Consider the following 20,343-nt stretch of genomic DNA (forward strand, 5'->3'; position numbering starts at 1 on the left):
ATGGCGCGCTACCTCATCGCCGCGACCGCGCTGCCCGGGCACGTGCTGCCGATGCTGGCCATCGCGCAGCACCTGGTGGGTCTGGGGCACGAGGTGCGCGTGCACACGGCCAGCCGCTTCCGCGCGCAGGCCGAGGCCACCGGCGCGGGCTTCACGCCCTTCGACGCCTCCATCGACTTCGACCACCACGAACTCGACCGGCGCTTTCCGCAGCGCCAGCGGCTGCCTTCGGCGCATGCGCAGATGTGCTTCGGGCTGAAGCATTTCTTCGCCGACGCCATGGCTGCGCAGCGGGCCGGCCTGGAGGCGATCCTGCGCGACTTCGCGGCCGACGCGATCGTGGTCGACACCATGTTCTGTGGCACCTTCCCGCTGCTACTGGGGCCGCGCGAGCAGCGGCCCGCGGTGGCGGCCATCGGCATCTCGGCGCTGCCGCTGTCGAGCTGCGACACCGCCTTCTTCGGCACCGCGCTGCCGCCGTCGTCCACGCCGGAAGGGCGGGTTCGCAACCGGGCGATGAACGCCAACCTCAGGCAGGCGATGTTCGGCGAGGTGCAGCGCTACTTCGACGCGCTGCTGACCTGCGCGGGCCTGCCGGCGCTGCCCGAGTTCTTCATCGACGCGATGGTCAAGCTGCCGGACGTCTACCTGCAGCTCACCTCCGAATCCTTCGAGTACCCGCGCAGCGACCTGCCTGCCTCGGTGCGCTTCGTCGGCCCGCTGCTCGCACCGGCCAGCCGCGACTTCGTGGAGCCCGACTGGTGGCACGAGCTGGACGACGGCCGCGCCGTGGTGCTGGTGACGCAGGGCACGCTGGCCAACCAGAACCCGGCGCAGCTGATCGGCCCGACGCTGCAGGCGCTGGCCGGTGCGGGCGACATCCAGGTCATCGCGACCACGGGCGGCCCGCAGCCCGAGGCGCTGAACATGGCGCTGCCCGCGAATGCGCGCGTGCTGCCCTTCCTGCCCTACGACCGCCTGCTGCCCAAGGTGCACGCGATGGTCACCAATGGCGGCTACGGCTCCGTCAACCATGCGCTGAGCCTCGGCGTGCCGCTGGTGGTGGCGGGCGCTACCGAGGAGAAGCCGGAGATCGCCGCACGCGTGGCCTGGTCGGGCGCCGGCATCAACCTAAGCAGCGGGCAGCCCACCGCGCGCCAGATCGGCGACGCGGTGCGCAGGCTGCTGAAGGAGCCCGCCTATCGCCAGCGTGCGGGCGCGCTGCGCGACGACTTCGCGCGCCACCACGCGCTCACCGAGATATCGGCCGCACTCGAGGCGCTGCGCGAGACCGCTGCGCCCGGCTGCCTGGCCATCGCCTGATCGAAGACCCCCCAAAGGAAGCAGAGAAGATGAGCAACCCGTTTGACGACAGGAACGGCACCTTCCAGGTGCTGGTGAACGACGAAGGCCAGCACTCGCTGTGGCCCGCCTTCATCGACGTGCCCGCCGGCTGGAAGGTGGCGCTGCCCGCCACCGACCGCGCCACGTGCGGCGCCTACATCGAGGCGAACTGGACGGACATGCGCCCGCGCTCGCTCGCGGCCAGGGATCTCGACGCCGCCGGCGCATGAGGGTGTTCGCCCTGCATCGGCGCGGCGCAGCCTGGGCGCATGCGTCGCGCATGCGCTCGTCCGCCGCGGGTGAGGTGAGCGGCGTCGCGCCCGGCGGGCGCAAGGCGCGCGCCGGATCGGGCGAGGGACCGCAGGAAAAGCCGCCGCAGCGGATCAGGCCGCGCCGGGGATGAGCGTCTTCTCGCCCTGGCCGTACTTCGCGCTCGTGCTGGTGGTGCTCGGCGCGATCGCGCTGCCGGTGTTCCGCGCGGCCGACGAGCAGCAGCCGCCGCAGCACGGCCCCCGCGACCATCGCACCGTCGCGCTCGACGGGTTGCGCGGCTTTCTCGCGCTGAGCGTCTTCGTGCACCACCTGATGGTGACCCACGGCTACATCGAGCGCGGCGAGTGGACCTTTCCGCCCTCGGGCTTCCACACGCTGCTGGGACAGGCGGGCGTGGGCGTCTTCTTCATGATCACCGGCTTCCTGTTCTGGGGAAAGCTGCTCGACGCGAAGGGGCTGCCCGACTGGAGGAGCCTGTACGTCGGCCGGCTCTGGCGCATCGGGCCGACCTACCTGCTGGCGGTGGGGCTGATGTTCCTCGTCGTCGCATGGCGCACCGGCTTCGAGCCAAGGGAGCCGGCGTGGTCCTTGCTCGGCGCGATGCTGCAGTGGCTGGCCCTCGGCATCTGGCCGCTGCAGCCGGACATCAACGGCTACGTCGGCACCACGCTGATCCTCGCTGGCGTCACGTGGACGGTCTTCGTCGAGTGGCTGTTCTACGGCGCGCTGCGGCCGATGGCGCCGCTCGCTCGCGGCGACCGCACGCCGCGCTTCGTGCTCGGCCTCATGCTGCTGCTGTGCCTGCCGCTGCTGGTCTTCGCGGCGCTGTCGCCGGGTGCCACGCCCTCGCGGCCGACGCTCGCGCTGGTGATCGGTGCGCTGGCCTGGGTGCTGGCTTCGTTCCTCCTGGGCATGCTGTCGGCATGGCTGGTGCGGCGCGGGCCCAGGCTGCAGCTGCCGCAGCGGACGGCTTCGCTGCTTGCCCTGGCCTGCCTCGGTGGCGTGTTCGCCGGTTTCGGCCACATGGTCGGGCCAGTGCAGGTACTGCTGCTGTGGGCGTTCTTCCACCTGGTGTGCACCGGCAGCACGCTCTTCGGCCTGCTGGCCACGCGCGCGGCCCGGCGCCTGAGCACGGTGAGCTACAGCATCTACCTGCTGCAGGGGCTGGTGCTGACCCTGGTGTTCGGGCCCGGGCCGGTGCGGGAGTTCGCGATGGCCGGGGCGATGCAGTACTGGCTGACGGGCACCGCCTGCGCGCTGCTGCTGGTGGCGGCCTCGGTGGCCAGCTACCGGCTGGTCGAGCAGCCGGGGATCGCGCGCGGCCGGCGCCTGCGATCGGGGCCGCGCGCTGCGCTCGCGGCGCAGGCCGCGGGGCCCTGAATCGGGCGCGGCGCCAGCAGTGAAGACCCCAGGCCATCCTCATGACACACCCTTGCGCATAATTGACGCAAGCTATGACTCTCACCGAACTCAAATACATCGTCGCAGTGGCCCGCGAAAGGCACTTCGGCAAGGCGGCCGAGGCCTGCTACGTTTCGCAGCCGACACTTTCGGTCGCCATCAAGAAGCTCGAGGACGAGCTCGAGGTCAAGCTCTTCGAGCGCAGCGCCGGCGAAGTGACCGTGACGCCGCTGGGCGAGCAGATCGTCCAGCAGGCCCAGAGCGTGCTCGACCAGGCCGCCAGCATCAAGGAGATCGCCAAGCGCGGCAAGGACCCACTGGCCGGCCCGCTGAACCTGGGCGTGATCTACACCATCGGCCCGTACCTGCTGCCCGACCTCGTGCGCCAGGTGATCCAGCGCACGCCGCAGATGCCGCTGGTGCTGCAGGAGAACTTCACCGCCAAGCTGCTGGAGATGCTGCGCGCGGGGGAGATCGACTGCGCCATCATGGCCGAGCCCTTTCCCGACACCGGCCTCGCGATGGCGCCGCTGTACGACGAGCCCTTCATGGCGGCGCTGCCGAGCAAGCACAAGTTCGCCGACCGCGAGTCCATCACGTCGGAAGAACTGCAGAGCGAGACCATGCTGCTGCTGGGCACCGGCCACTGCTTCCGCGACCACGTGCTGGAGGTGTGCCCGGAGTTCGCGCGCTTCTCGAGCAACGCCGAGGGCATCCGCAAGAGCTTCGAGGGCTCGTCGCTGGAGACCATCAAGCACATGGTCGCCTCGGGCATGGGCGTGACGCTGGTGCCGCGCCTGTCGGTGCCGGCCGATGCGATCAAGCCCAGGGTCAAGGGCCGCAAGGAGCCCGAGCAGATGGTGCGCTACCTGCCGGTGCGCGACGCGCAGGACCGCGACCCGCCCACGCGCCGCGTGGTGCTCGCATGGCGGCGCACCTTCACGCGCTACGAGGCCATCGCCGCGCTGCGCAACGCGATCTACGCGTGCGAGCTGCCGGGAGTGAAACGCCTTTCGTAGACCGGCTTTCGAGAATTCGGCCTACGCCGCGGCTGTTTTGAATCGTTGATCGCTGAGATAGAGTGGCGCTGTTGCGAAGCCGCACGTCGGCTTCGAGAATCGAAGCCAACCTCCCTCCAAGAACTCGACTGAAGAAAAGGATCTCCCGCCATGGCCAAGGACTCTAAGAAACCGTCGCCCGCCTCTTCTGCCGGCAAGGTGCCCAAGAAGGGCGGCAAGCAGGTCGCGCAGGAGTCGGGCAGCCGCAATGCGCCCATCATCAACATCGGCATCGAGCGTCAGGACCGCGCCGCCATCGCCGAAGGCCTGAGCCGCGTGCTGGCCGACACCTACACGCTCTACCTCACCACGCACAACTTCCACTGGAACGTGACGGGCCCGCACTTCAACTCGCTGCACGCCATGTTCATGCAGCAGTACACCGAGCTGTGGGGCGCGACCGACGTGATCGCCGAGCGCATCCGCGCGCTGGGCCACTACGCGCCGGGCTCGTACGCCGAGTTCAGCAAGATCGCCACCGTGCCCGACGTGCCGCAGAACCCGCCCAAGGCGATGGAGATGGTGCGCATCCTGGTGAAGGGCCACGAGACCGTGTCGCGCATCGCGCGCGAATTCATTCCTGTCGCCGAGGAAGCCGGCGACGACCCGACGGCCGACATGCTGACCGCGCGCTGCACGGTGCACGACCAGACGGCCTGGATGCTGCGTTCCCTCCTTGAAGACTGATTCCGCTCCCCCCGTCATCGCGCCCGCGGCTCGCCGCGGGCGTTTTGCGTTGTATCTCGACCTGATCCGCTGGAACCGCCCGGCGGGCTGGCTGCTGCTGCTGTGGCCCACCCTGGGCGCGCTGTGGTTCGCGGCCGGCGGCTGGCCGGGCTGGCACCTGCTCGTCGTGTTCACGCTCGGCACCTTCCTCATGCGCAGCGCCGGCTGCTGCGTGAACGACGTGGCCGACCGCGACTTCGACCGCCATGTGAAGCGCACCGCGCAGCGGCCCGTGACCAGCGGCGAGCTGTCGGTCAAGGAAGCGCTGGGGCTGGGCGTGGTGCTGGCGCTGGTGTCCTTCGGGCTGGTGCTCACGACCAACCGCACGACGGTGCTGTGGTCGTTCGCGGCGCTGGCCATCACGCTGGTGTATCCCTTCGCCAAGCGCTTCGTCTCGGTGCCGCAGGCGGTGCTGGGCATTGCCTTCAGCTTCGGCATTCCGATGGCGTTCGCGGCCGTGCAGTCGAGCGTGCCGCTCTTCGCCGCGGTGCTGCTCGCGGGCAACCTGTTCTGGGTGCTGGCCTACGACACCGAGTACGCGATGGTCGACCGCGACGACGACCTCAAGATCGGCATGAAGACCTCGGCCATCACCTTCGGCCGTCTCGACGTGGCGGCGGTGATGACGAGCTACGCGATCTTCCTCGCCGTCTGGACCTGGGCCGGGGCGAGCCGTTCGCTGGGCGTGCTCTTCTACGCCGGCATCGCGGCGGCCGTGGCGCAGGCGCTGTGGCACTGGCGCCTGATCCACGACCGCACGCGAGAAGGCTGCTTCAAGGCCTTCCGCCTGAACCACTGGCTGGGCTTCACCGTGTTCGCCGGCGTCGTGGCCGGCTACGCGCTGCGTTGAACTGAACATGACGTCCGACGCGCTGCTGCAGAGGCTGAAGCTCAAGATCGGCCAGGAGGGCCACTCCGGCTGGCATCGCATCACGCAGGAGATGGTCGACCGCTATTCGGAGCTCTCGGGCGACGGCGAAGGCGAGTGGATCCATCTCGACCCCGAGCGCGCCGCGCGCGAGGCCGGCTACGGCGGCACCATCGTGCAGGGCTTCTTCCAGGTGTCGCACCTGATCCGGCTGACCGGCGAGGCCATGCGCACGCTGCTGCCCTTCGACTCCAACCACGCCCTCAACTACGGCTTCGACCGCCTGCGCTTCGTGCGGCCGATGCCGGTGGGCGCGAGCTTCCGGGCGCGGGTGCGCATCGCCGACGTGACGCCGAAGGCTGGCGACAGCTTCCTGCTGAAGGAAGAGGTCTGGCTGGAACTCGAAGACGGCACCGTCACGCTGGCCGCCGAATGGCTGTTTGTGCTCGGCCCGCGCGCGCTGGCCTTGGACTGAGCCCTGCCTCGCCTCGTCAGCCGCGGCCGAATTCCTCGCCCAGTTCCGCGGCACGCTTCTGTGCCGCGCGGATCGCGGTCTTGAACTGCGACTTCACGTCCGCCGACTGCATCGAGGTGATGGCCGCGTAGGTCGTGCCGCCCTTGGAGGTCACGCGCTCGCGCAGCACCGATGGCGGCTCGGTCGCGCTGTGCGCCAGCGACGAGGCGCCCACGAAGGTGCCGATGGCCAGCCGCTGGGCCTGTTCGGGCGTGAGGCCCATCTCGACGCCGGCCTCGGTCATCGCCTCGATGAAATAGAACACGTAGGCCGGGCCGGAGCCCGACATGGCGGTGACGGCGTCGAGCGCCGGTTCGGTGTCGACCCAGAGCAGCTCGCCGGTGGGCGCCAGCAGCTGGCCGACCGTCGAGCGGTCGGCGCTCTCGACGCCAGGCCGCGCGAACAGGCCGGTCATGCCCTTGCCGACCAGTGCGGGGGTGTTGGGCATGGCGCGAACCACGCGCTCGGTGCCGAGCCAGCGCGCGATGCTGCCGGAGGGAATGCCGGCGGCCACGCTCAGATGCAGGGCCTGGGCGCCGAAGGGACGCACCGCCTTCGCGGCATCGGCGAAGGTCTGCGGCTTGACTGCCCAGACCATCACGCCGCAGCGCGACAGCGCCTCGCTCGCCTCCGGCCTGGCGACGATGCCGAAGGACTGCGCCAGCTTCGCGCGGGCTTCATCGAAAGGCTCGACGACCTCGAAGGCATCCGCCGGGGTGCCTTGCTGGATCAGGCCGCCGATGATGGCGCTGGCCATGTTGCCGCCCCCGATGAAGGCGACGGGAGGCAGCGGCGCAGGGCCGGTGCGGGGCAGGAAGGTCACGGCGATGGTCATGGTCGGTCGGCGTATTCGAAGGCGGCGAACTGGGTGATTTGAAGCGGATTGAAATTGTCGTCGCTCACGACCACCAGCATGCGCCCGCCGCCGGGCATCGGCGGGCCCCAGCACATGCCTTCGGTGTTGTCGAGCCTCGACAGGCCAAGCGCGGCGAAGTCGGCCACCAGCGTCTTGGCCGCCGGCCGGTGGTTGCCGGGCGCCAGCGCGTCGACGGCGAGCACGTCGCTGGCCGCGCGGGTGTCTATTTCATACAGGCGCAGCGAGTTGCCGCGGCCGGTGGCGTAGGCGCGCTCCAGCACCAGCATGCGGTCGGCGTCGAGCATCAGGATCTCGCTCACGCCGTTGTCGGCATAGCTGCCCGGGATCAGCGGGCGCAGCGGGATGGCGTCGGGAACGTAGGCGATCTGGCGGTCGGCCTGGCCGGTCTCCAGATCGATCCGGGTGAAGCGGCAGGGGCCGCCGGGGGCGCCGATGGTGGGTTCGGGGCCGTCCTGGATCAGGGCGTTTTCCATTCCCAGCCAGGCGAAGCGGCCGTCGGGCGTGAGGCTGACGCCTTCGAAGGTCAGGTTGTCGCGCGGGCCGCGGCGCCCGGCCGGGTCGGGCTGGAACATCGCCGGCATGCGGAATTCGCGCAGAAAGCGCCCGTCGCGGGCCGATTCGTAAAGCGCCGGGCCGAATCCGCGGGCGACGTCGCCCTCGCTGGTCCACAGCAGGGTGTTGGTCGCGGGGCGCAGCCGCAGGGCCTCGGGGTCGGGCACCGGCAGGCCGTCGACCGCGTTGCGGCGGTTGGGCCAGGGGCCTCCGCCGGGGCGTTGCAACTGCACCACGCCGACCGGCTCCGGCGGCGCGACCTGCGGGGAGGGCCAGCGCGCGGTGTAGTAGCGCAAGGGAGCGAGATCCGACCGGTCGTCGCTGATGAGCAGGTACTCACCTCGGACCGGGTCGTAGTCGATGCCCGAAAGGCCTCCGGCCGTGGTTCCCTCTATATGAAGGCGGTGCGGCCAGCGTGCCTCGGCGAGGAGGCGCAGCCGGCCTGCGTCCGGTTTCGGCGTCGCTGCGCCCTTGCAGCCGGGGAGTGCCAATAGCCCCCCGAGCCCCGTCAGGCCGGCACCGCCGGCCAGCAGCAGGCGCCGCCGCAGCAGCGATGAGGTCGAAAGGGTGGTTTTTCCGGGCATGCGCACGCCCCGCAGTCTAGTGGCTGCGTTTGCGGGCATGCAGGCCTGTTGACTTCCGGCTTCTTGCGTGCAACAATCGCGGGCTCCGCTTTCAAAAGGCGGAGCTTTCAGCCCAAAGCGGAAGTGCCCCGAGTGGTTCGGGGTATGGACGACGGGCCCAAGACTGACTGATTTGCCTCCCTCCTGGAGGCGCATCGGTACAAGTTGGGAATATCAAGAAATGATCCAAACTGAATCCCGGCTCGAAGTGGCCGACAACACGGGCGCGAAATCCGTCCTGTGTATCAAGGTGCTCGGTGGCTCCAAGCGGCGTTACGCCAGCGTGGGCGACGTCATCAAGGTCAGCATCAAGGAAGCCGCTCCGCGTGGTCGCGTCAAGAAGGGCGAGATCTACAGCGCTGTGGTGGTGCGTACCGCCAAGGGCATCCGCCGCGCCGACGGCTCGCTCGTGAAATTCGACGGCAACGCAGCAGTGTTGCTCAACGCCAAGCTGGAGCCCATCGGCACCCGCATCTTCGGACCGGTCACGCGCGAACTGCGCACCGAGAAGTTCATGAAGATCGTGTCGCTGGCCCCCGAAGTTCTCTAAGGACACAACGCCATGAACAAGATTCGCAAGGGCGACCAGGTCATCGTGTTGGCCGGCCGCGACAAGGGCAAGCGGGGCACCGTCTCGCTGCGCAAGGACGACTCGCATGTGGTCGTCGAAGGCATCAACCTCGTCAAGAAGCACACCAAGCCGAACCCCCTGAAGGGTACGACCGGTGGCATCGTCGAGAAGGCCATGCCGATTCACCAATCCAACGTGGCGATCTTCAACGCCGCGACCGGCAAGGCCGATCGCGTGGGCGTCAAGGTCACCCAGGATGCTGACGGCAAGCGCGTGGCTGTTCGCGTGTTCAAGTCGAGCGGCGAAGAAATCAAGTTCGCCTAAGAGGTACTCACATGGCACGTCTCCAACAACACTATCGCGAAAAGATCGCGAAAGACCTGACGGAAAAGTTCGGCTACACGTCGCCGATGCAGGTCCCGCGCCTCACCAAGATCACCCTGAACATGGGTGTGGGTGAAGCTGTCGCCGACAAGAAGGTTCTCGAGAACGCAGTCGCCGACCTGACCAAGATCGCTGGCCAGAAGCCCGTGGTCACCAAGTCGAAGAAGGCCATCGCCGGCTTCAAGATCCGTGAGAACCAGCCGATCGGCTGCATGGTCACGCTGCGTGGCGTGCACATGTACGAGTTCCTGGATCGCTTCGTGACCATCGCGCTGCCGCGCGTTCGCGACTTCCGTGGTATCTCCGGCCGCGCTTTCGACGGCCGTGGCAACTACAACATCGGCGTCAAGGAACAGATCATTTTCCCCGAGATCGAGTACGACAAGGTCGATGCCCTGCGCGGTCTCAATATCAGCATCACGACGACGGCCAAGACCGACGAAGAAGCCAAGGCGCTTCTGGCCGGCTTCCGTTTCCCGTTCAAGAACTGAGGTGACCTGTGGCTAAAGCATCTTTGATCCAGCGCGAACTCAAGCGCGACAAGCTGGTTGCCAAGTTCGCAGCGAAGCACGCCGAACTGAAGGCGGCTTCCAACGACCTGAAGAAGACCGAGGAAGAGCGCGCCGCTGCTCGCCTGGCGCTGCAGAAGCTGCCGCGCAACGCGAACCCCACGCGCCAGCGCAACCGTTGCGAAATCACCGGTCGTCCCCGTGGCACCTTCCGTCAATTCGGTCTGGCCCGCGCCAAGATCCGCGAACTGGCTTTCAACGGCGACATCCCCGGTGTCACCAAGGCCAGCTGGTAAGCCAGGCAGGAGCAAACAACATGAGCATGAGTGATCCCATTGCCGACCTGCTGACGCGTATCCGCAACGCGCAGATGGTGGCGAAGCCCACCGTGTCGGTCCCGTCTTCGAAGGTGAAGGTCGCGATCGCACAAGTCCTGAAGGACGAGGGCTACATCGACGGCTTCCAGGTCAAGACCGAAGCCGGCAAGAGCGAACTGGAAATCTCGCTGAAGTACTACGCTGGCCGTCCGGTCATCGAGCGCATCGAGCGTGTGAGCCGCCCCGGCCTGCGTGTCTACAAGGCCAGCGCTTCCATTCCGCAAGTCCAGAACGGCCTCGGCGTCGCCATCGTCACGACCCCCAAGGGCGTGATGACCGACCGCAAGGCCCGCGCCTCCGGTGTCGGCGGCGAAGTTCTGTGCTACGTCGCCTAACCGAGACATCGAGGAGTAACTGAAATGTCCCGAGTAGGAAAATCGCCGGTCGCCATCCCCGCAGGCGTGGATGTGTCGATCAAGGAAGACCAGATCAGCGTCAAGGGTACGGGCGGCACGCTCAACCTGTCGCGCAACGCGCTGGTCAACGTCGTCAGCAAGGACGGCAAACTGAGCTTCGAGCCCGCCAACGAATCGCGTGAAGCCAACGCGATGAGCGGCACGGTTCGCCAGCTCGTGAACAACATGGTGGTCGGTGTGACCAAGGGCTTCGAGAAGAAGCTCAGCCTGATCGGCGTGGGCTACAAGGCCGCTGCCCAGGGCGCCAAGCTGAACCTCCAGGTCGGCTACTCGCACCCCGTCAACATCGACATGCCCCAGGGCATCACGGTGACGACGCCCACCCCGACCGAAGTCGTGATCAAGGGTGCCGACCGCCAGCGCGTCGGCCAGGTGGCCGCTGAGATCCGTGCCGTTCGTCCGCCAGAGCCCTACAAGGGCAAGGGCATCCGCTATGCGGACGAGAAGATCGTGATCAAAGAGACCAAGAAGAAGTAAGGGGCAGCAAAATGATGTTGACCAAAAAAGCACAGCGTCTCCGCCGCTCGCGCCAGACCCGCATCCGCATTGCGACGCAGGGCGTGGCCCGTCTGACGGTGAACCGCACCAACCTGCACATCTACGCCACCGTCATCTCCGGCGACGGCGCCAAGGTGATTGCAACCGCATCGACGGCAGAAGCCGAAGTGCGTACCTCGCTCGGCGGTTCGGGCAAGGGCGGCAATGCCGCTGCAGCCACCGCCGTCGGCAAGCGCATCGCTGAAAAGGCGAAGGCTGCCGGCATCGAGAAGGTCGCATTCGACCGCGCAGGTTTCGCCTACCACGGCCGCGTCAAGGCGCTGGCCGAAGCCGCCCGCGAAGCCGGCCTGCAGTTCTAACCGGACACGAGATTCAAAATGGCAAAGATTCAGGCAAGAACGCAGAACGAAGGCCCCGAGGACGGTTTGCGCGAGAAGATGATCGCGATCAACCGCGTCACCAAGGTGGTGAAGGGTGGTCGTATCCTCGGTTTCGCAGCGCTGACCGTGGTCGGTGACGGCGATGGCCGCGTCGGCATGGGCAAGGGCAAGTCGAAGGAAGTGCCCGCTGCAGTGCAGAAGGCAATGGAAGAAGCGCGTCGCAACCTGCTGAAGGTTTCGATCAAGAACGGCACGCTGCACCACCAGGTGCAGGGCCACCACGGCGCTTCGACGGTCGTGATGTACCCGGCTCCCAAGGGTACCGGCATCATCGCCGGCGGCCCGATGCGCGCCGTGTTCGAAGTGATGGGCATCACCGACATCGTGGCCAAGAGCCACGGTTCGTCGAACCCGTACAACATGGTTCGCGCCACGCTCGACGGGTTGAAGAACTCGACGACCGCCAGCGAAGTGGCTGCCAAGCGCGGCCTGACCGTCGAAGAAATCTTCGCCTGAGCGCAGGCCGTCGCAAGCCTCAAGGAAGCATTCAAATGACGCAACAACAGACCCTCAAGGTGCAACTGGTCAAGAGCCCGATCGGCACCAAGGAATCGCATCGCGCGACCGTGCGCGGCCTCGGCCTGCGCAAGCTCAACAGCGTGAGCGAGCTGCAAGACACGCCCGCGGTGCGCGGCATGATCAACAAGATCAGTTATCTGGTCAAAGTCCTGTAAGAGAGACTGATATGGAACTCAATGGCATCAAGCCGGCGGATGGCGCCAAGCACGCCAAGCGCCGTGTCGGCCGCGGTATCGGTTCCGGCCTGGGCAAGACCTCGGGTCGCGGCCACAAGGGCCAGAAGTCGCGCGCAGGCGGTTTCCACAAGGTCGGCTTCGAAGGCGGTCAAATGCCGCTGCAGCGTCGCCTGCCGAAGCGTGGTTTCAAGTCGCACCTGCTGAAGTTCAACGCCGAAGTCACGTTGACCGCTCTCGAGCAGCTCGGCCTGGCCGAAGTGGACATCCTGGCGCTGAAGCAAGCCGGCCTCGTGGGCCAGCTCGCCAAGGTCGTCAAGGTCGTGAAGACCGGTGAGCTCACCAAGGCCGTCAAGCTGACGGGCGTGGGCGCAACGGCTGGCGCCAAGGCTGCTATCGAAGCCGCCGGCGGCAGCATCGCCTGATCATCATCGGACTGAAAGAAGTTCTTCGTGGCAACTAACGCGGCAACGATCGCAAAGACAGGCAAGTTCGGTGACCTCCGTCGCCGGCTCGTCTTCTTGCTGCTCGCGCTCGTGGTCTACCGGATCGGCGCCCACATCCCTGTGCCGGGTATCAACCCGGACCAGCTGGCTGCGCTGTTCCAGGGCCAGCAGGGCGGCATTCTGAGCCTGTTCAACATGTTCTCGGGCGGAGCGCTGTCGCGCTTCACCGTGTTCGCGTTGGGGATCATGCCGTACATCTCGGCGTCGATCATCATGCAGCTGATGACCTACGTGCTTCCGACCTTCGAGCAATTGAAGAAGGAAGGCGAGGCCGGTCGCCGCAAGATCACGCAGTACACGCGCTACGGCGCGCTGGGCCTGGCCCTCTTCCAGTCGTTCAGCATCGCGGTGGCTCTCGAGTCGTCGGCCGGCCTGGTGATTTCGCCCGGCTTCGGCTTCCGCATCACCGCCATGGTGAGCCTGACGGCAGGCTCCATGTTCCTGATGTGGCTCGGCGAGCAGATCACCGAACGCGGCCTGGGCAACGGCATCTCGATCCTGATCTTCGCGGGTATCGCGGCCGGCCTGCCGAACGCCATCGGCGGCCTGCTGGAGCTGGTGCGTACCGGCGCCATGAACGTGATCGTCGCGCTCTTCATCGTCGCCGTGGTGGTGCTGGTCACCTACTTCGTGGTGTTCGTTGAACGCGGCCAGCGCAAGATCCTCGTGAACTATGCGCGGCGCCAGGTTGGCAACAAGGTGTATGGCGGCCAGTCGTCGCACCTGCCGCTGAAGCTGAACATGGCCGGCGTGATCCCGCCGATCTTCGCCTCGTCGATCATCCTGCTGCCGGCAACGGTGGTCGGCTGGTTCAGCACCGGCGACGGCGGCTTCCGCTGGATCAAGGATGTCGCCAGCGCGCTGCGTCCCGGCGAGCCGATCTACGTGCTGCTGTATGCCGCTGCGATCGTTTTCTTCTGCTTCTTCTACACGGCGCTCGTGTTCAACAGCAAGGAAACGGCCGACAACCTGAAGAAGAGTGGGGCATTCATCCCTGGCATCCGCCCGGGTGACCAGACCGCTCGCTACATCGACAAGATTCTGGTTCGCCTGACGCTGGCGGGCGCGGTGTACATCACCTTCGTCTGCCTGCTGCCAGAGTTCCTGATCCTGAAGTACAACGTGCCGTTCTACTTCGGTGGTACCTCCCTGCTGATCATCGTGGTCGTCACGATGGACTTCATGGCCCAGGTGCAAAACTACATGATGTCCCAGCAGTACGAATCGCTGCTGAAGAAGGCGAACTTCAAGACATCGTAGGGCTGTGTTTCAGCATTGAGTCCGGGCGGTAGACCGCCACGTTAAACAGTTTTAGGAGAGTGAAATGAGAGTTTCGGCCTCGGTCAAAACCATCTGCCGTAATTGCAAGGTCATCCGCCGCAAGGGTGTGGTGCGCGTGATCTGCACCGACCCGCGCCACAAGCAGCGCCAGGGTTGATTGAAGAGTATTAGAGGACGCACATGGCACGTATTGCTGGCATCAACATCCCGCCGCACAAGCACGCTGAGATCGGCCTGACCGCCATCTTCGGCATCGGTCGCACCCGCGCCCGCAAGATCTGCGAAGCGAGCGGCATCGAGTATTCGAAGAAGATCAAGGATCTGACCGACGCCGATCTCGAGAAGATCCGCGACCAGATCGCCCTGTTCACGATCGAAGGCGACCTGCGTCGCGAGACGACGATGAACATCAAGCGCCTGATGGACATCGGCTGCTACCGCGGCTTCCGTCATCGTCGCGGCCTGCCGATGCGCGGCCAGCGCACGCGCACCAACGCCCGCACCCGCAAGGGTCCGCGCAAGGCTGCGCAGTCCCTGAAGAAATAAGGATAGAACAGCATGGCTAAAGCACCTGCAAACAACGCCGCACAGCGCGTTCGCAAGAAGGTTCGCAAGAACGTCGCGGACGGTATCGCTCACGTGCACGCTTCGTTCAACAACACCATCATCACGATCACCGATCGCCAGGGCAACGCCCTGTCGTGGGCTTCGTCGGGTGGCCAGGGCTTCAAGGGCTCGCGCAAGTCGACGCCGTTCGCTGCGCAGGTCGCTTCCGAAGTGGCCGGCCGTGCTGCTGTCGAACAAGGCATCAAGAACCTCGACGTCGAGATCAAGGGCCCCGGCCCAGGCCGCGAATCGTCGGTGCGCGCACTGGCTGCGCTCGGCATCCGGATCAATTCCATTGCCGACGTGACGCCCGTTCCGCACAACGGCTGCCGTCCCCAGAAGCGTCGCCGCATCTGATCGTCAGTCCGCAAGGCGCAGCCGGCTTTGAATAGCGGCTGCGCGTTTGTTTTTTTTACTAAGCCCACCGCCATCGGCAAATCGCTGCTGGCTCCCGCAGGCAACTGCGGCAGATGACACAAAGGAAAAATCGTGGCACGTTACCTCGGCCCCAAGGCCAAACTTTCCCGCCGTGAAGGCACCGACCTGTTCCTGAAGAGCGCTCGCCGTTCGATCCAGGACAAGGCCAAGTTCGACTCCAAGCCCGGCCAACACGGTCGCACCTCGGGTCAGCGCACCTCCGACTACGGTCTGCAGCTGCGCGAGAAGCAGAAGGTCAAGCGCATGTACGGCGTGCTCGAGAAGCAGTTCCGCCGCTACTTCGAAGAAGCCGATCGCCGCCGTGGCAACACCGGTGCCAACCTGCTGTCGATCCTCGAATCGCGCCTGGACAACGTCGTCTACCGCATGGGCTTCGGCTCGACCCGCGCCGAAGCGCGCCAGCTCGTCTCGCACAAGGCGATCACGGTGAACGGCCAGTCGGTCAACATCCCGTCGTACCTGGTCAAGACCGGCGACGTGATCGCCGTGCGCGAGAAGTCGAAGAAGCAGACCCGCGTTGTCGAAGCACTGCAACTCGCCCAGCAAGTCGGTATTCCGGCATGGGTCGACGTGAATGCCGACAAGGCCGAAGGCACGTTCAAGAAGGTGCCCGATCGCGACGAATTCGCAGCCGACATCAACGAATCGCTGATCGTCGAACTGTATTCGCGTTGATTTTTTCTACCCGCCTGCGCTTTCACGCGTCGGCGGGAGATTGTTTTTGTTGTTCACGTTCCTGTTCCGCGCTTTGCCGCGGCTCAGGTGCTTCACCAGCCTTACCGGTGTAACGAGCCGGGGGTATTGAGAGGAAGTCTGCATGCAAACCACCCTGCTGAAACCCAAGACCATCCAGGTCGAGCAACTTGCCGCCAACAAGGCCAAGGTGACGCTCGAGCCTTTCGAGCGTGGCTATGGCCACACGCTCGGCAACGCGCTGCGTCGCGTACTGCTGTCGTCCATGGTGGGCTACTCGGCCACTGAAGTCACGATCGCTGGCGTTCTGCATGAGTACTCGTCGATCGACGGCGTGCAGGAAGATGTCGTCAACATCCTGCTGAATCTCAAGGGCGTGGTGTTCAAGCTCCACAACCGCGACGAAGTCACGCTGAGCCTGCGCAAGGACGGCGAAGGCCCGGTGCTGGCGTCCGACATCCAGACCCCGCACGACGTCGAGATCATCAACCCCGACCACGTGATCGCCCACCTGTCGCAAGGCGGCAAGCTCGACATGCAGATCAAGGTCGAGAAGGGCCGCGGCTACGTGCCCGGCACGATGCGCCGCTATGCGGACGAGCCGACCAAGTCGATCGGCCGCATCGTCCTCGACGCTTCGTTCTCGCCTGTCAAGCGCGTGAGCTACACCGTCGAGAGCGCCCGCGTGGAGCAGCGCACCGACCTGGACAAGCTGCTGGTCGAGATCGAGACCAACGGTGCGATCACCGCCGAAGACGCTGTGCGCGCATCGGCTAAAATCCTGGTCGAGCAGCTCGCCGTGTTCGCGCAGCTCGAAGGCGGCGAACTCGCTGCGTTCGATGCTCCGGCTCCGCGCAGCGCACAGCAGTTCGATCCGATCTTGCTGCGCCCTGTCGACGAACTCGAACTGACGGTGCGTTCGGCCAACTGCCTGAAGGCCGAAAACATCTACTACATCGGTGACCTGATCCAGCGCACCGAGAACGAGTTGCTCAAGACCCCGAACCTGGGTCGCAAGTCGCTCAACGAAATCAAGGAAGTGCTCGCCTCACGTGGCCTGACCTTGGGCATGAAGCTCGAAAGCTGGCCGCCGGCCGGCCTCGACAAGCGTTGATTATTTGAATTTTGGAAAGAGGCCCCCTGAAAAGGGCCAGTGCACCGGGCAGTACCTGACACGGCTGCCTGTTTTTATAAAGTAAAGGAAAGCACCATGCGTCACGGACACGGACTCCGCAAACTCAACCGCACCAGCTCGCACCGCCTCGCGATGCTGCAGAACATGATGAATTCGCTCATCGAGCACGAAGTCATCAAGACCACGGTCCCCAAGGCCAAGGAACTGCGCCGCGTCATCGAGCCGATGATCACCCTGGCCAAGAAGCCCACCGTCGCCAACAAGCGCCTGGCCTTCGACCGCCTGCGCAACCGCGACAGCGTCGTGAAGCTCTTCGGCGACCTCGGCCCGCGTTTCGCAACGCGTCCGGGCGGCTACACCCGCATCCTGAAGATGGGTTTCCGCGTTGGCGACAATGCACCCATGGCGCTCGTCGAACTGGTTGATCGTCCTGAAATTAAAGAAGACGCAGCCGAGCAAAACGCCGCTGAATAAGCTATAATCTAAGTCTGCCGCGCGATGGAGCAGCCTGGTAGCTCGTTGGGCTCATAACCCAAAGGTCGCAAGTTCAAATCTTGCTCGCGCAACCATCATTAGAGACTTCCCGCCAGTCGCTTCCAACAGAAGCTGCTCGGCGGGATTTTTCATTCTGGCCCAGCTTTCGCCTGTGCCCGCATCACGCACCAGCGTGACTGTGCCGAGGAGGCCGGCAATGATCGGCCGGGCTTCCTTGACCGTGTGGCCATCGCCACTCAGCGTTTCCTTCAGATTCATCACCAGCTGGCGATAGCGCGCCGTGATCTCGGCTGTGCTGGCCAATGGCTGCGGCGCCTGCTGCATGGTGGCCTGCAGTGTCTTTCGCTCCAGCTCGGCAGCGCGCAGACGGTTGGCCAGCGCCTCGCTCGCACCGACCGTGACGATCGCATCCACGATCCGCTCGATCTCCCGGTCCAACTCGACACTTCTTCGCTTCGCTGCTGCCTGCACGCGCTCGTGCCCGCTGTCCATCTCGTCGAGCAGCCGGCGAACCGTTGCCTGTACCTCCGCCAGAGCGCTCGGGCTCAGCAGGTCTTCGCGCAGTTCGGATAACAGGCGCTGGTCGACATCGCTACGGCGCCAGGTGGCGGCGTTCGCGCACGCGGTTGGACCCTTTTCCTTGTGCGCGCTGCAGCCATACCGCGTTCCGTTGATCGCGATGATCGGACCGTCACAGGTGTCGCACCGAAGCAGACCGCCGAAGAGAGTTCCGTGAGGCCGTCCCCGCGTCGGGTTCGCGCGCAGCAACTGTTGCGGGCGTGTTTGCTCCCACAGGCCCTGGTCAATGATCTGCAGCTCGGGAGCCTCGCGCACAAGCCACTCCTCGGGTGGGCGAGCCACGGGCAGGCGCTTGCCTGTCTCAGGGTCTTTCAGCCACTGGCGCCGATTCCAGATCACGCGCCCGATGTAGATCTCGTTGTTAAGCAGTCCGTCGCCCATCTTGGCATTGCCGACCAATGCGCTGGCGGCCCAGCCGTTGCCGCGCGGGCTGCGCACGCCTCTGGCGTTGAGGTCGTGGACGATGCTGCGGAGCGTGGAGCCCGCTGCGACCTGCTCGTAGATCCAGCGGACATGTTGGGCTTGTTCTTCGTCGATCAGTATGCGGTGGCCACCTTCCTCCGGCACGCTCTTGTAGCCGTAGGTCCTGCCCCCCGCAGCGAAGCCGCGTTCAAACTGCCCGCTCAAGCCTCGATGCGTCTTCTTGCGCAGGTCATCGAGGTACAGCTCGTTCACCAGCCCCCGCGCGATGCGCATCACCTTGCGGCCGTCGGCCTGTGAGTCGTACCCATCCGCTGTGCCGATGATGCGTATGCCGCGATGCTCCAGGCGCTTCACCGTGCGCTCCTGCTCAGCCAGGTCGCGTGTGATGCGATCGAGGCCTTCGACAACAAGCACGTCGAAGCGGTCAGCCAGGGCATCTGCCAGCAGGGCCTTGCCGCCAGCGCGTAGCGCGACCGGCGTGGCTCCGCTGATTCCTTCATCCGAGTGCGACGCCACGATGCTCCAGCCTTCTCGCGCTACACGCTCGCGACCCGCCCTCAGCTGGTCGGCGATGCTGTTCTGCGACTGGTTGTCAGTGCTATAGCGAGCGTAGAGGCAGGCTCTCATGTCGATCTTGAATGGTCTGCTGAACAAGTTGGCGGGCGATGATCTCGATCAGTCGGGAGCGGGCCGCTGTCCGGTCATCGGAGGGGCGCATGGTAGCGCGGGCCTGCTGGCGGGCCTTCGCGGGCTGCTTTGATGAGTCGTCGTGCATCAGGCGGCCCTCCTGAACTCAATCACCCATACCCACGGATTGGCATTCCAGCTGCCGGCGCCGTTGATCTGCTCCCAGATGTCGCGGTAGTGCAGCACGAAGCTGCCGCGCTGGCTGGGGCCGGCCAGCAGCACCTCGTGCCCGCTGACCGGATCGCATTCGCGCGCACCTTCGGCCCGGGCGTCGGCCTCGCTGATGTCCTGCAGGCGCTCGACGCGCACGCCTGTTACCTCGAGGCAGATGCGGCTGGCCCAACGGGGCATGTGGATGCTGGGGGTCCAGCGCTGCGGCTTCACCCAGCGCATCACACCGTCGGCGCATAGAAATTGGCGCGCCCCCTCCCATTGAGGATCTGCCGCGTACACCAAAATCCGCCCATCCTCCCGCCACGGGAGAAATTCGTCGGTGCTCGGATCATGGCGAGGCACTTCCGCCCACGACTCGCGCACCCACAGTCGGTCGCCGGGCTGACCGTAGGGGCACGGATACGCCCAATTGGGCTGCAGGTAGTCGGTGGCGCCGTGCGCTTCTGGGTCCGGCCCGAGGGACCAGAACCGCGGGCGCCCGTCGCGGTCGTCGGGGTGGTGGTAGACCTCTACGCTGGTCGTGCCCTCGGGTGGTTGCACCTTCATGATCCGCCGCGTCTGCGTCTTCGTGCCGTCGAGCAGCGCGCGCACCATGGGCGCGCTGAATAGAATCGGACGCTCATTTTTTGGAGACTGCATGTCATATCCCGCTGGAAAAGAGTGGCGTCATCCGCAAGGAATCAAGTACTTTGCTTGGACGAGAGAGAGTGCACCGGGTAGCTTTGTGGCTGCCATCCAGTTCGAGCAGCCGGGGATGCCTCCAAGTCCCGTCTTTGAAGTTGGTATGCAGAGCTACCCGAACGCTAGACAGGCCATCAAAGCTGCGCGAAAGGTCCTTGTGGAACATTTCGGGATGCCGTCCTCCTTCCGGTGAACGAGGACTCAGGCCAAGCTGAACTCCGTCGTGAAAAGGGCTTCGAGTCGACCAATGCCCAAGGCCGTCCGCACCGCCGAGCAGCTGCAGCAGATGCTGATAGAGCGCATCGAGGCAATTCCCGACCTGCGCGGCCAGGAGACGGATGTGCACCGCGGCGGCGTGGTGGGCACCGGTGTCAGTGGCGACGACGGGCCCAGCTGGACAGTGCCCATAGTCAGTGACCGGGGCACGCACCGTGCCGACATCGCGCGGATCATTCGCACGCTGCAGAGCCAGTTCGATCTTGAGGACTGACGACGGCGATACGTTCAATATCAAGCGAAGGA

At 65.6% G+C, this 20,343-nt stretch carries 29 protein-coding genes, 1 tRNA gene and 1 pseudogene; 27 read left to right on the top strand and 4 right to left on the bottom strand.

Going from position 1 to position 20,343, the window contains the following annotated elements; translation table 11 throughout:
* The 7 genes from G369_RS0110480 to G369_RS0110510 all read left to right on the top strand — a co-directional run bounded on the left by G369_RS0110480 (window position 1) and on the right by G369_RS0110510 (window position 6,145).
* Complete coding sequence (locus tag G369_RS0110480) at window positions 1-1,323, top strand: glycosyltransferase (RefSeq protein ID WP_019653958.1); 1,323 nt, start codon at window positions 1-3, stop codon at window positions 1,321-1,323.
* Window positions 1,324-1,352: 29 nt separating this feature from the next.
* Entirely contained in the window at window positions 1,353-1,574 is a 222-nt protein-coding gene (locus G369_RS0110485; protein WP_019653959.1) for an MbtH family protein, read from the top strand.
* A gap of 169 nt (window positions 1,575-1,743) precedes the next feature.
* Window positions 1,744-2,997, top strand: coding sequence for an acyltransferase family protein (locus G369_RS0110490; protein ID WP_019653960.1), 1,254 nt, complete (start codon window positions 1,744-1,746; stop codon window positions 2,995-2,997).
* A gap of 74 nt (window positions 2,998-3,071) precedes the next feature.
* A complete protein-coding gene (locus G369_RS0110495) occupies window positions 3,072-4,037 on the top strand; it encodes a LysR substrate-binding domain-containing protein (protein ID WP_019653961.1) in 966 nt (321 codons plus the stop codon).
* A gap of 150 nt (window positions 4,038-4,187) precedes the next feature.
* A complete protein-coding gene (locus tag G369_RS0110500) occupies window positions 4,188-4,763 on the top strand; it encodes a Dps family protein (RefSeq protein ID WP_019653962.1) in 576 nt (191 codons plus the stop codon).
* Window positions 4,753-5,652 carry a 4-hydroxybenzoate octaprenyltransferase gene (gene ubiA, locus G369_RS0110505; RefSeq protein WP_019653963.1) on the top strand — a complete coding sequence of 300 codons (900 nt, stop codon included), beginning with the start codon at window positions 4,753-4,755 and terminating at the stop codon, window positions 5,650-5,652. The genes G369_RS0110500 and ubiA overlap by 11 nt, the downstream gene beginning before the upstream one ends.
* A gap of 7 nt (window positions 5,653-5,659) precedes the next feature.
* Window positions 5,660-6,145 (top strand): MaoC/PaaZ C-terminal domain-containing protein, encoded by a 486-nt coding sequence (locus G369_RS0110510; RefSeq protein WP_019653964.1) that lies wholly within the window; start codon window positions 5,660-5,662, stop codon window positions 6,143-6,145.
* Window positions 6,146-6,161: 16 nt separating this feature from the next.
* On the opposite strand, the gene proC is transcribed toward G369_RS0110510, so the two are convergent.
* Entirely contained in the window at window positions 6,162-7,019 is an 858-nt protein-coding gene (proC, locus tag G369_RS0110515) for a pyrroline-5-carboxylate reductase (RefSeq protein WP_019653965.1), read from the bottom strand.
* Window positions 7,016-8,197 (bottom strand): esterase-like activity of phytase family protein, encoded by a 1,182-nt coding sequence (locus G369_RS0110520; RefSeq protein ID WP_020723027.1) that lies wholly within the window; start codon window positions 8,195-8,197, stop codon window positions 7,016-7,018. The genes proC and G369_RS0110520 overlap by 4 nt, the downstream gene beginning before the upstream one ends.
* Window positions 8,198-8,417: 220 nt before the next feature.
* Here G369_RS0110520 and rplN point away from each other — a divergent pair, with 220 nt between their 5' ends.
* The 19 genes from rplN to G369_RS37515 all read left to right on the top strand — a co-directional run bounded on the left by rplN (window position 8,418) and on the right by G369_RS37515 (window position 17,850).
* Window positions 8,418-8,786, top strand: coding sequence for a 50S ribosomal protein L14 (gene rplN / locus G369_RS0110525; RefSeq protein ID WP_009124801.1), 369 nt, complete (start codon window positions 8,418-8,420; stop codon window positions 8,784-8,786).
* A gap of 12 nt (window positions 8,787-8,798) precedes the next feature.
* Complete coding sequence (rplX, locus tag G369_RS0110530; RefSeq protein ID WP_019653967.1) at window positions 8,799-9,131, top strand: 50S ribosomal protein L24; 333 nt, start codon at window positions 8,799-8,801, stop codon at window positions 9,129-9,131.
* A gap of 11 nt (window positions 9,132-9,142) precedes the next feature.
* The gene (gene rplE / locus G369_RS0110535) at window positions 9,143-9,682 is read left to right on the top strand and encodes a 50S ribosomal protein L5 (protein WP_019653968.1); all 540 of its coding nucleotides are present in this window, start codon (window positions 9,143-9,145) and stop codon (window positions 9,680-9,682) included.
* A gap of 8 nt (window positions 9,683-9,690) precedes the next feature.
* On the top strand, window positions 9,691-9,996 hold the full coding sequence (gene rpsN, locus G369_RS0110540) for a 30S ribosomal protein S14 (RefSeq protein WP_019653969.1): 306 nt from the start codon (window positions 9,691-9,693) through the stop codon (window positions 9,994-9,996).
* Between the two features lie 20 nt (window positions 9,997-10,016).
* Window positions 10,017-10,412, top strand: a complete 396-nt coding sequence (gene rpsH, locus G369_RS0110545) for a 30S ribosomal protein S8 (protein ID WP_019653970.1) — start codon at window positions 10,017-10,019, stop codon at window positions 10,410-10,412.
* A 24-nt stretch (window positions 10,413-10,436) separates the two neighbouring features.
* Window positions 10,437-10,970 carry a 50S ribosomal protein L6 gene (gene rplF / locus G369_RS0110550; protein ID WP_019653971.1) on the top strand — a complete coding sequence of 178 codons (534 nt, stop codon included), beginning with the start codon at window positions 10,437-10,439 and terminating at the stop codon, window positions 10,968-10,970.
* 14 nt (window positions 10,971-10,984) lie between these two features.
* Window positions 10,985-11,350 (top strand): 50S ribosomal protein L18, encoded by a 366-nt coding sequence (rplR, locus tag G369_RS0110555; protein ID WP_026346312.1) that lies wholly within the window; start codon window positions 10,985-10,987, stop codon window positions 11,348-11,350.
* 18 nt (window positions 11,351-11,368) lie between these two features.
* Entirely contained in the window at window positions 11,369-11,887 is a 519-nt protein-coding gene (gene rpsE / locus G369_RS0110560; protein ID WP_019653973.1) for a 30S ribosomal protein S5, read from the top strand.
* A 35-nt stretch (window positions 11,888-11,922) separates the two neighbouring features.
* On the top strand, window positions 11,923-12,105 hold the full coding sequence (rpmD, locus tag G369_RS0110565; RefSeq protein ID WP_019653974.1) for a 50S ribosomal protein L30: 183 nt from the start codon (window positions 11,923-11,925) through the stop codon (window positions 12,103-12,105).
* An 11-nt stretch (window positions 12,106-12,116) separates the two neighbouring features.
* Window positions 12,117-12,548: a 50S ribosomal protein L15 gene (gene rplO, locus G369_RS0110570; protein WP_019653975.1), complete on the top strand. Its 432-nt coding sequence runs from the start codon at window positions 12,117-12,119 to the stop codon at window positions 12,546-12,548.
* Window positions 12,549-12,575: 27 nt separating this feature from the next.
* On the top strand, window positions 12,576-13,889 hold the full coding sequence (gene secY / locus G369_RS0110575; protein ID WP_019653976.1) for a preprotein translocase subunit SecY: 1,314 nt from the start codon (window positions 12,576-12,578) through the stop codon (window positions 13,887-13,889).
* Window positions 13,890-13,953: 64 nt separating this feature from the next.
* Complete coding sequence (gene rpmJ, locus G369_RS37510; RefSeq protein ID WP_013544106.1) at window positions 13,954-14,067, top strand: 50S ribosomal protein L36; 114 nt, start codon at window positions 13,954-13,956, stop codon at window positions 14,065-14,067.
* 23 nt (window positions 14,068-14,090) lie between these two features.
* Window positions 14,091-14,456, top strand: a complete 366-nt coding sequence (gene rpsM, locus G369_RS0110585; protein ID WP_019653977.1) for a 30S ribosomal protein S13 — start codon at window positions 14,091-14,093, stop codon at window positions 14,454-14,456.
* Between the two features lie 12 nt (window positions 14,457-14,468).
* Window positions 14,469-14,873: a 30S ribosomal protein S11 gene (rpsK, locus tag G369_RS0110590; RefSeq protein ID WP_009124825.1), complete on the top strand. Its 405-nt coding sequence runs from the start codon at window positions 14,469-14,471 to the stop codon at window positions 14,871-14,873.
* A gap of 132 nt (window positions 14,874-15,005) precedes the next feature.
* Window positions 15,006-15,629 (top strand): 30S ribosomal protein S4, encoded by a 624-nt coding sequence (rpsD, locus tag G369_RS0110595; protein WP_019653978.1) that lies wholly within the window; start codon window positions 15,006-15,008, stop codon window positions 15,627-15,629.
* A 142-nt stretch (window positions 15,630-15,771) separates the two neighbouring features.
* The gene (locus G369_RS0110600; RefSeq protein ID WP_009124827.1) at window positions 15,772-16,761 is read left to right on the top strand and encodes a DNA-directed RNA polymerase subunit alpha; all 990 of its coding nucleotides are present in this window, start codon (window positions 15,772-15,774) and stop codon (window positions 16,759-16,761) included.
* A 96-nt stretch (window positions 16,762-16,857) separates the two neighbouring features.
* Window positions 16,858-17,256 (top strand): 50S ribosomal protein L17, encoded by a 399-nt coding sequence (gene rplQ, locus G369_RS0110605; RefSeq protein WP_019653979.1) that lies wholly within the window; start codon window positions 16,858-16,860, stop codon window positions 17,254-17,256.
* An 18-nt stretch (window positions 17,257-17,274) separates the two neighbouring features.
* Window positions 17,275-17,351, top strand: a tRNA-Met gene (locus G369_RS0110610).
* Window positions 17,352-17,499: 148 nt separating this feature from the next.
* Window positions 17,500-17,850 (top strand): hypothetical protein, encoded by a 351-nt coding sequence (locus G369_RS37515; protein WP_026346313.1) that lies wholly within the window; start codon window positions 17,500-17,502, stop codon window positions 17,848-17,850.
* A 45-nt stretch (window positions 17,851-17,895) separates the two neighbouring features.
* On the opposite strand, the pseudogene G369_RS39825 reads toward G369_RS37515, so the two are convergent.
* Both G369_RS39825 and G369_RS0110635 read right to left on the bottom strand, forming a co-directional pair.
* Window positions 17,896-18,906, bottom strand: a pseudogene (locus tag G369_RS39825) (recombinase family protein); the annotation flags it as partial.
* Between the two features lie 147 nt (window positions 18,907-19,053).
* Window positions 19,054-19,779 (bottom strand): hypothetical protein, encoded by a 726-nt coding sequence (locus G369_RS0110635; RefSeq protein WP_026346315.1) that lies wholly within the window; start codon window positions 19,777-19,779, stop codon window positions 19,054-19,056.
* A 289-nt stretch (window positions 19,780-20,068) separates the two neighbouring features.
* On the opposite strand from G369_RS0110635, the gene G369_RS0110640 reads away from it, so the two are divergent.
* On the top strand, window positions 20,069-20,311 hold the full coding sequence (locus G369_RS0110640) for a hypothetical protein (protein WP_019653981.1): 243 nt from the start codon (window positions 20,069-20,071) through the stop codon (window positions 20,309-20,311).
* Window positions 20,312-20,343: the final 32 nt, after the last annotated feature.

The organism is Variovorax atrisoli 110B (assembly GCF_000382045.1).
Classification (GTDB): domain Bacteria; phylum Pseudomonadota; class Gammaproteobacteria; order Burkholderiales; family Burkholderiaceae_C; genus Variovorax; species Variovorax atrisoli.

What these genes read in the sequence shown, in the direction of transcription:
- rpsE (WP_019653973.1), top strand. Translation starts at nt 11,369, where the DNA reads ATGGCAAAGATTCAGGCAAGAACGCAGAACGAAGGCCCCGAGGACGGT.
- rplO (WP_019653975.1), top strand. Translation starts at nt 12,117, where the DNA reads ATGGAACTCAATGGCATCAAGCCGGCGGATGGCGCCAAGCACGCCAAG.
- rplQ (WP_019653979.1), top strand. Translation starts at nt 16,858, where the DNA reads ATGCGTCACGGACACGGACTCCGCAAACTCAACCGCACCAGCTCGCAC.
- rplN (WP_009124801.1), top strand. Translation starts at nt 8,418, where the DNA reads ATGATCCAAACTGAATCCCGGCTCGAAGTGGCCGACAACACGGGCGCG.
- proC (WP_019653965.1), bottom strand. Translation starts at nt 7,019, where the DNA reads ATGACCATCGCCGTGACCTTCCTGCCCCGCACCGGCCCTGCGCCGCTG.
- rplX (WP_019653967.1), top strand. Translation starts at nt 8,799, where the DNA reads ATGAACAAGATTCGCAAGGGCGACCAGGTCATCGTGTTGGCCGGCCGC.
- rpsH (WP_019653970.1), top strand. Translation starts at nt 10,017, where the DNA reads ATGAGCATGAGTGATCCCATTGCCGACCTGCTGACGCGTATCCGCAAC.
- rpsM (WP_019653977.1), top strand. Translation starts at nt 14,091, where the DNA reads ATGGCACGTATTGCTGGCATCAACATCCCGCCGCACAAGCACGCTGAG.
- G369_RS0110495 (WP_019653961.1), top strand. Translation starts at nt 3,072, where the DNA reads ATGACTCTCACCGAACTCAAATACATCGTCGCAGTGGCCCGCGAAAGG.
- G369_RS0110640 (WP_019653981.1), top strand. Translation starts at nt 20,069, where the DNA reads ATGCCCAAGGCCGTCCGCACCGCCGAGCAGCTGCAGCAGATGCTGATA.
- rpmJ (WP_013544106.1), top strand. Translation starts at nt 13,954, where the DNA reads ATGAGAGTTTCGGCCTCGGTCAAAACCATCTGCCGTAATTGCAAGGTC.
- G369_RS0110635 (WP_026346315.1), bottom strand. Translation starts at nt 19,779, where the DNA reads ATGCAGTCTCCAAAAAATGAGCGTCCGATTCTATTCAGCGCGCCCATG.
- rplE (WP_019653968.1), top strand. Translation starts at nt 9,143, where the DNA reads ATGGCACGTCTCCAACAACACTATCGCGAAAAGATCGCGAAAGACCTG.
- rpsK (WP_009124825.1), top strand. Translation starts at nt 14,469, where the DNA reads ATGGCTAAAGCACCTGCAAACAACGCCGCACAGCGCGTTCGCAAGAAG.
- G369_RS0110500 (WP_019653962.1), top strand. Translation starts at nt 4,188, where the DNA reads ATGGCCAAGGACTCTAAGAAACCGTCGCCCGCCTCTTCTGCCGGCAAG.
- G369_RS0110600 (WP_009124827.1), top strand. Translation starts at nt 15,772, where the DNA reads ATGCAAACCACCCTGCTGAAACCCAAGACCATCCAGGTCGAGCAACTT.
- rplR (WP_026346312.1), top strand. Translation starts at nt 10,985, where the DNA reads ATGTTGACCAAAAAAGCACAGCGTCTCCGCCGCTCGCGCCAGACCCGC.
- rpmD (WP_019653974.1), top strand. Translation starts at nt 11,923, where the DNA reads ATGACGCAACAACAGACCCTCAAGGTGCAACTGGTCAAGAGCCCGATC.
- rplF (WP_019653971.1), top strand. Translation starts at nt 10,437, where the DNA reads ATGTCCCGAGTAGGAAAATCGCCGGTCGCCATCCCCGCAGGCGTGGAT.
- G369_RS0110490 (WP_019653960.1), top strand. Translation starts at nt 1,744, where the DNA reads ATGAGCGTCTTCTCGCCCTGGCCGTACTTCGCGCTCGTGCTGGTGGTG.
- G369_RS0110485 (WP_019653959.1), top strand. Translation starts at nt 1,353, where the DNA reads ATGAGCAACCCGTTTGACGACAGGAACGGCACCTTCCAGGTGCTGGTG.
- G369_RS0110520 (WP_020723027.1), bottom strand. Translation starts at nt 8,197, where the DNA reads ATGCCCGGAAAAACCACCCTTTCGACCTCATCGCTGCTGCGGCGGCGC.
- G369_RS0110480 (WP_019653958.1), top strand. Translation starts at nt 1, where the DNA reads ATGGCGCGCTACCTCATCGCCGCGACCGCGCTGCCCGGGCACGTGCTG.
- G369_RS0110510 (WP_019653964.1), top strand. Translation starts at nt 5,660, where the DNA reads ATGACGTCCGACGCGCTGCTGCAGAGGCTGAAGCTCAAGATCGGCCAG.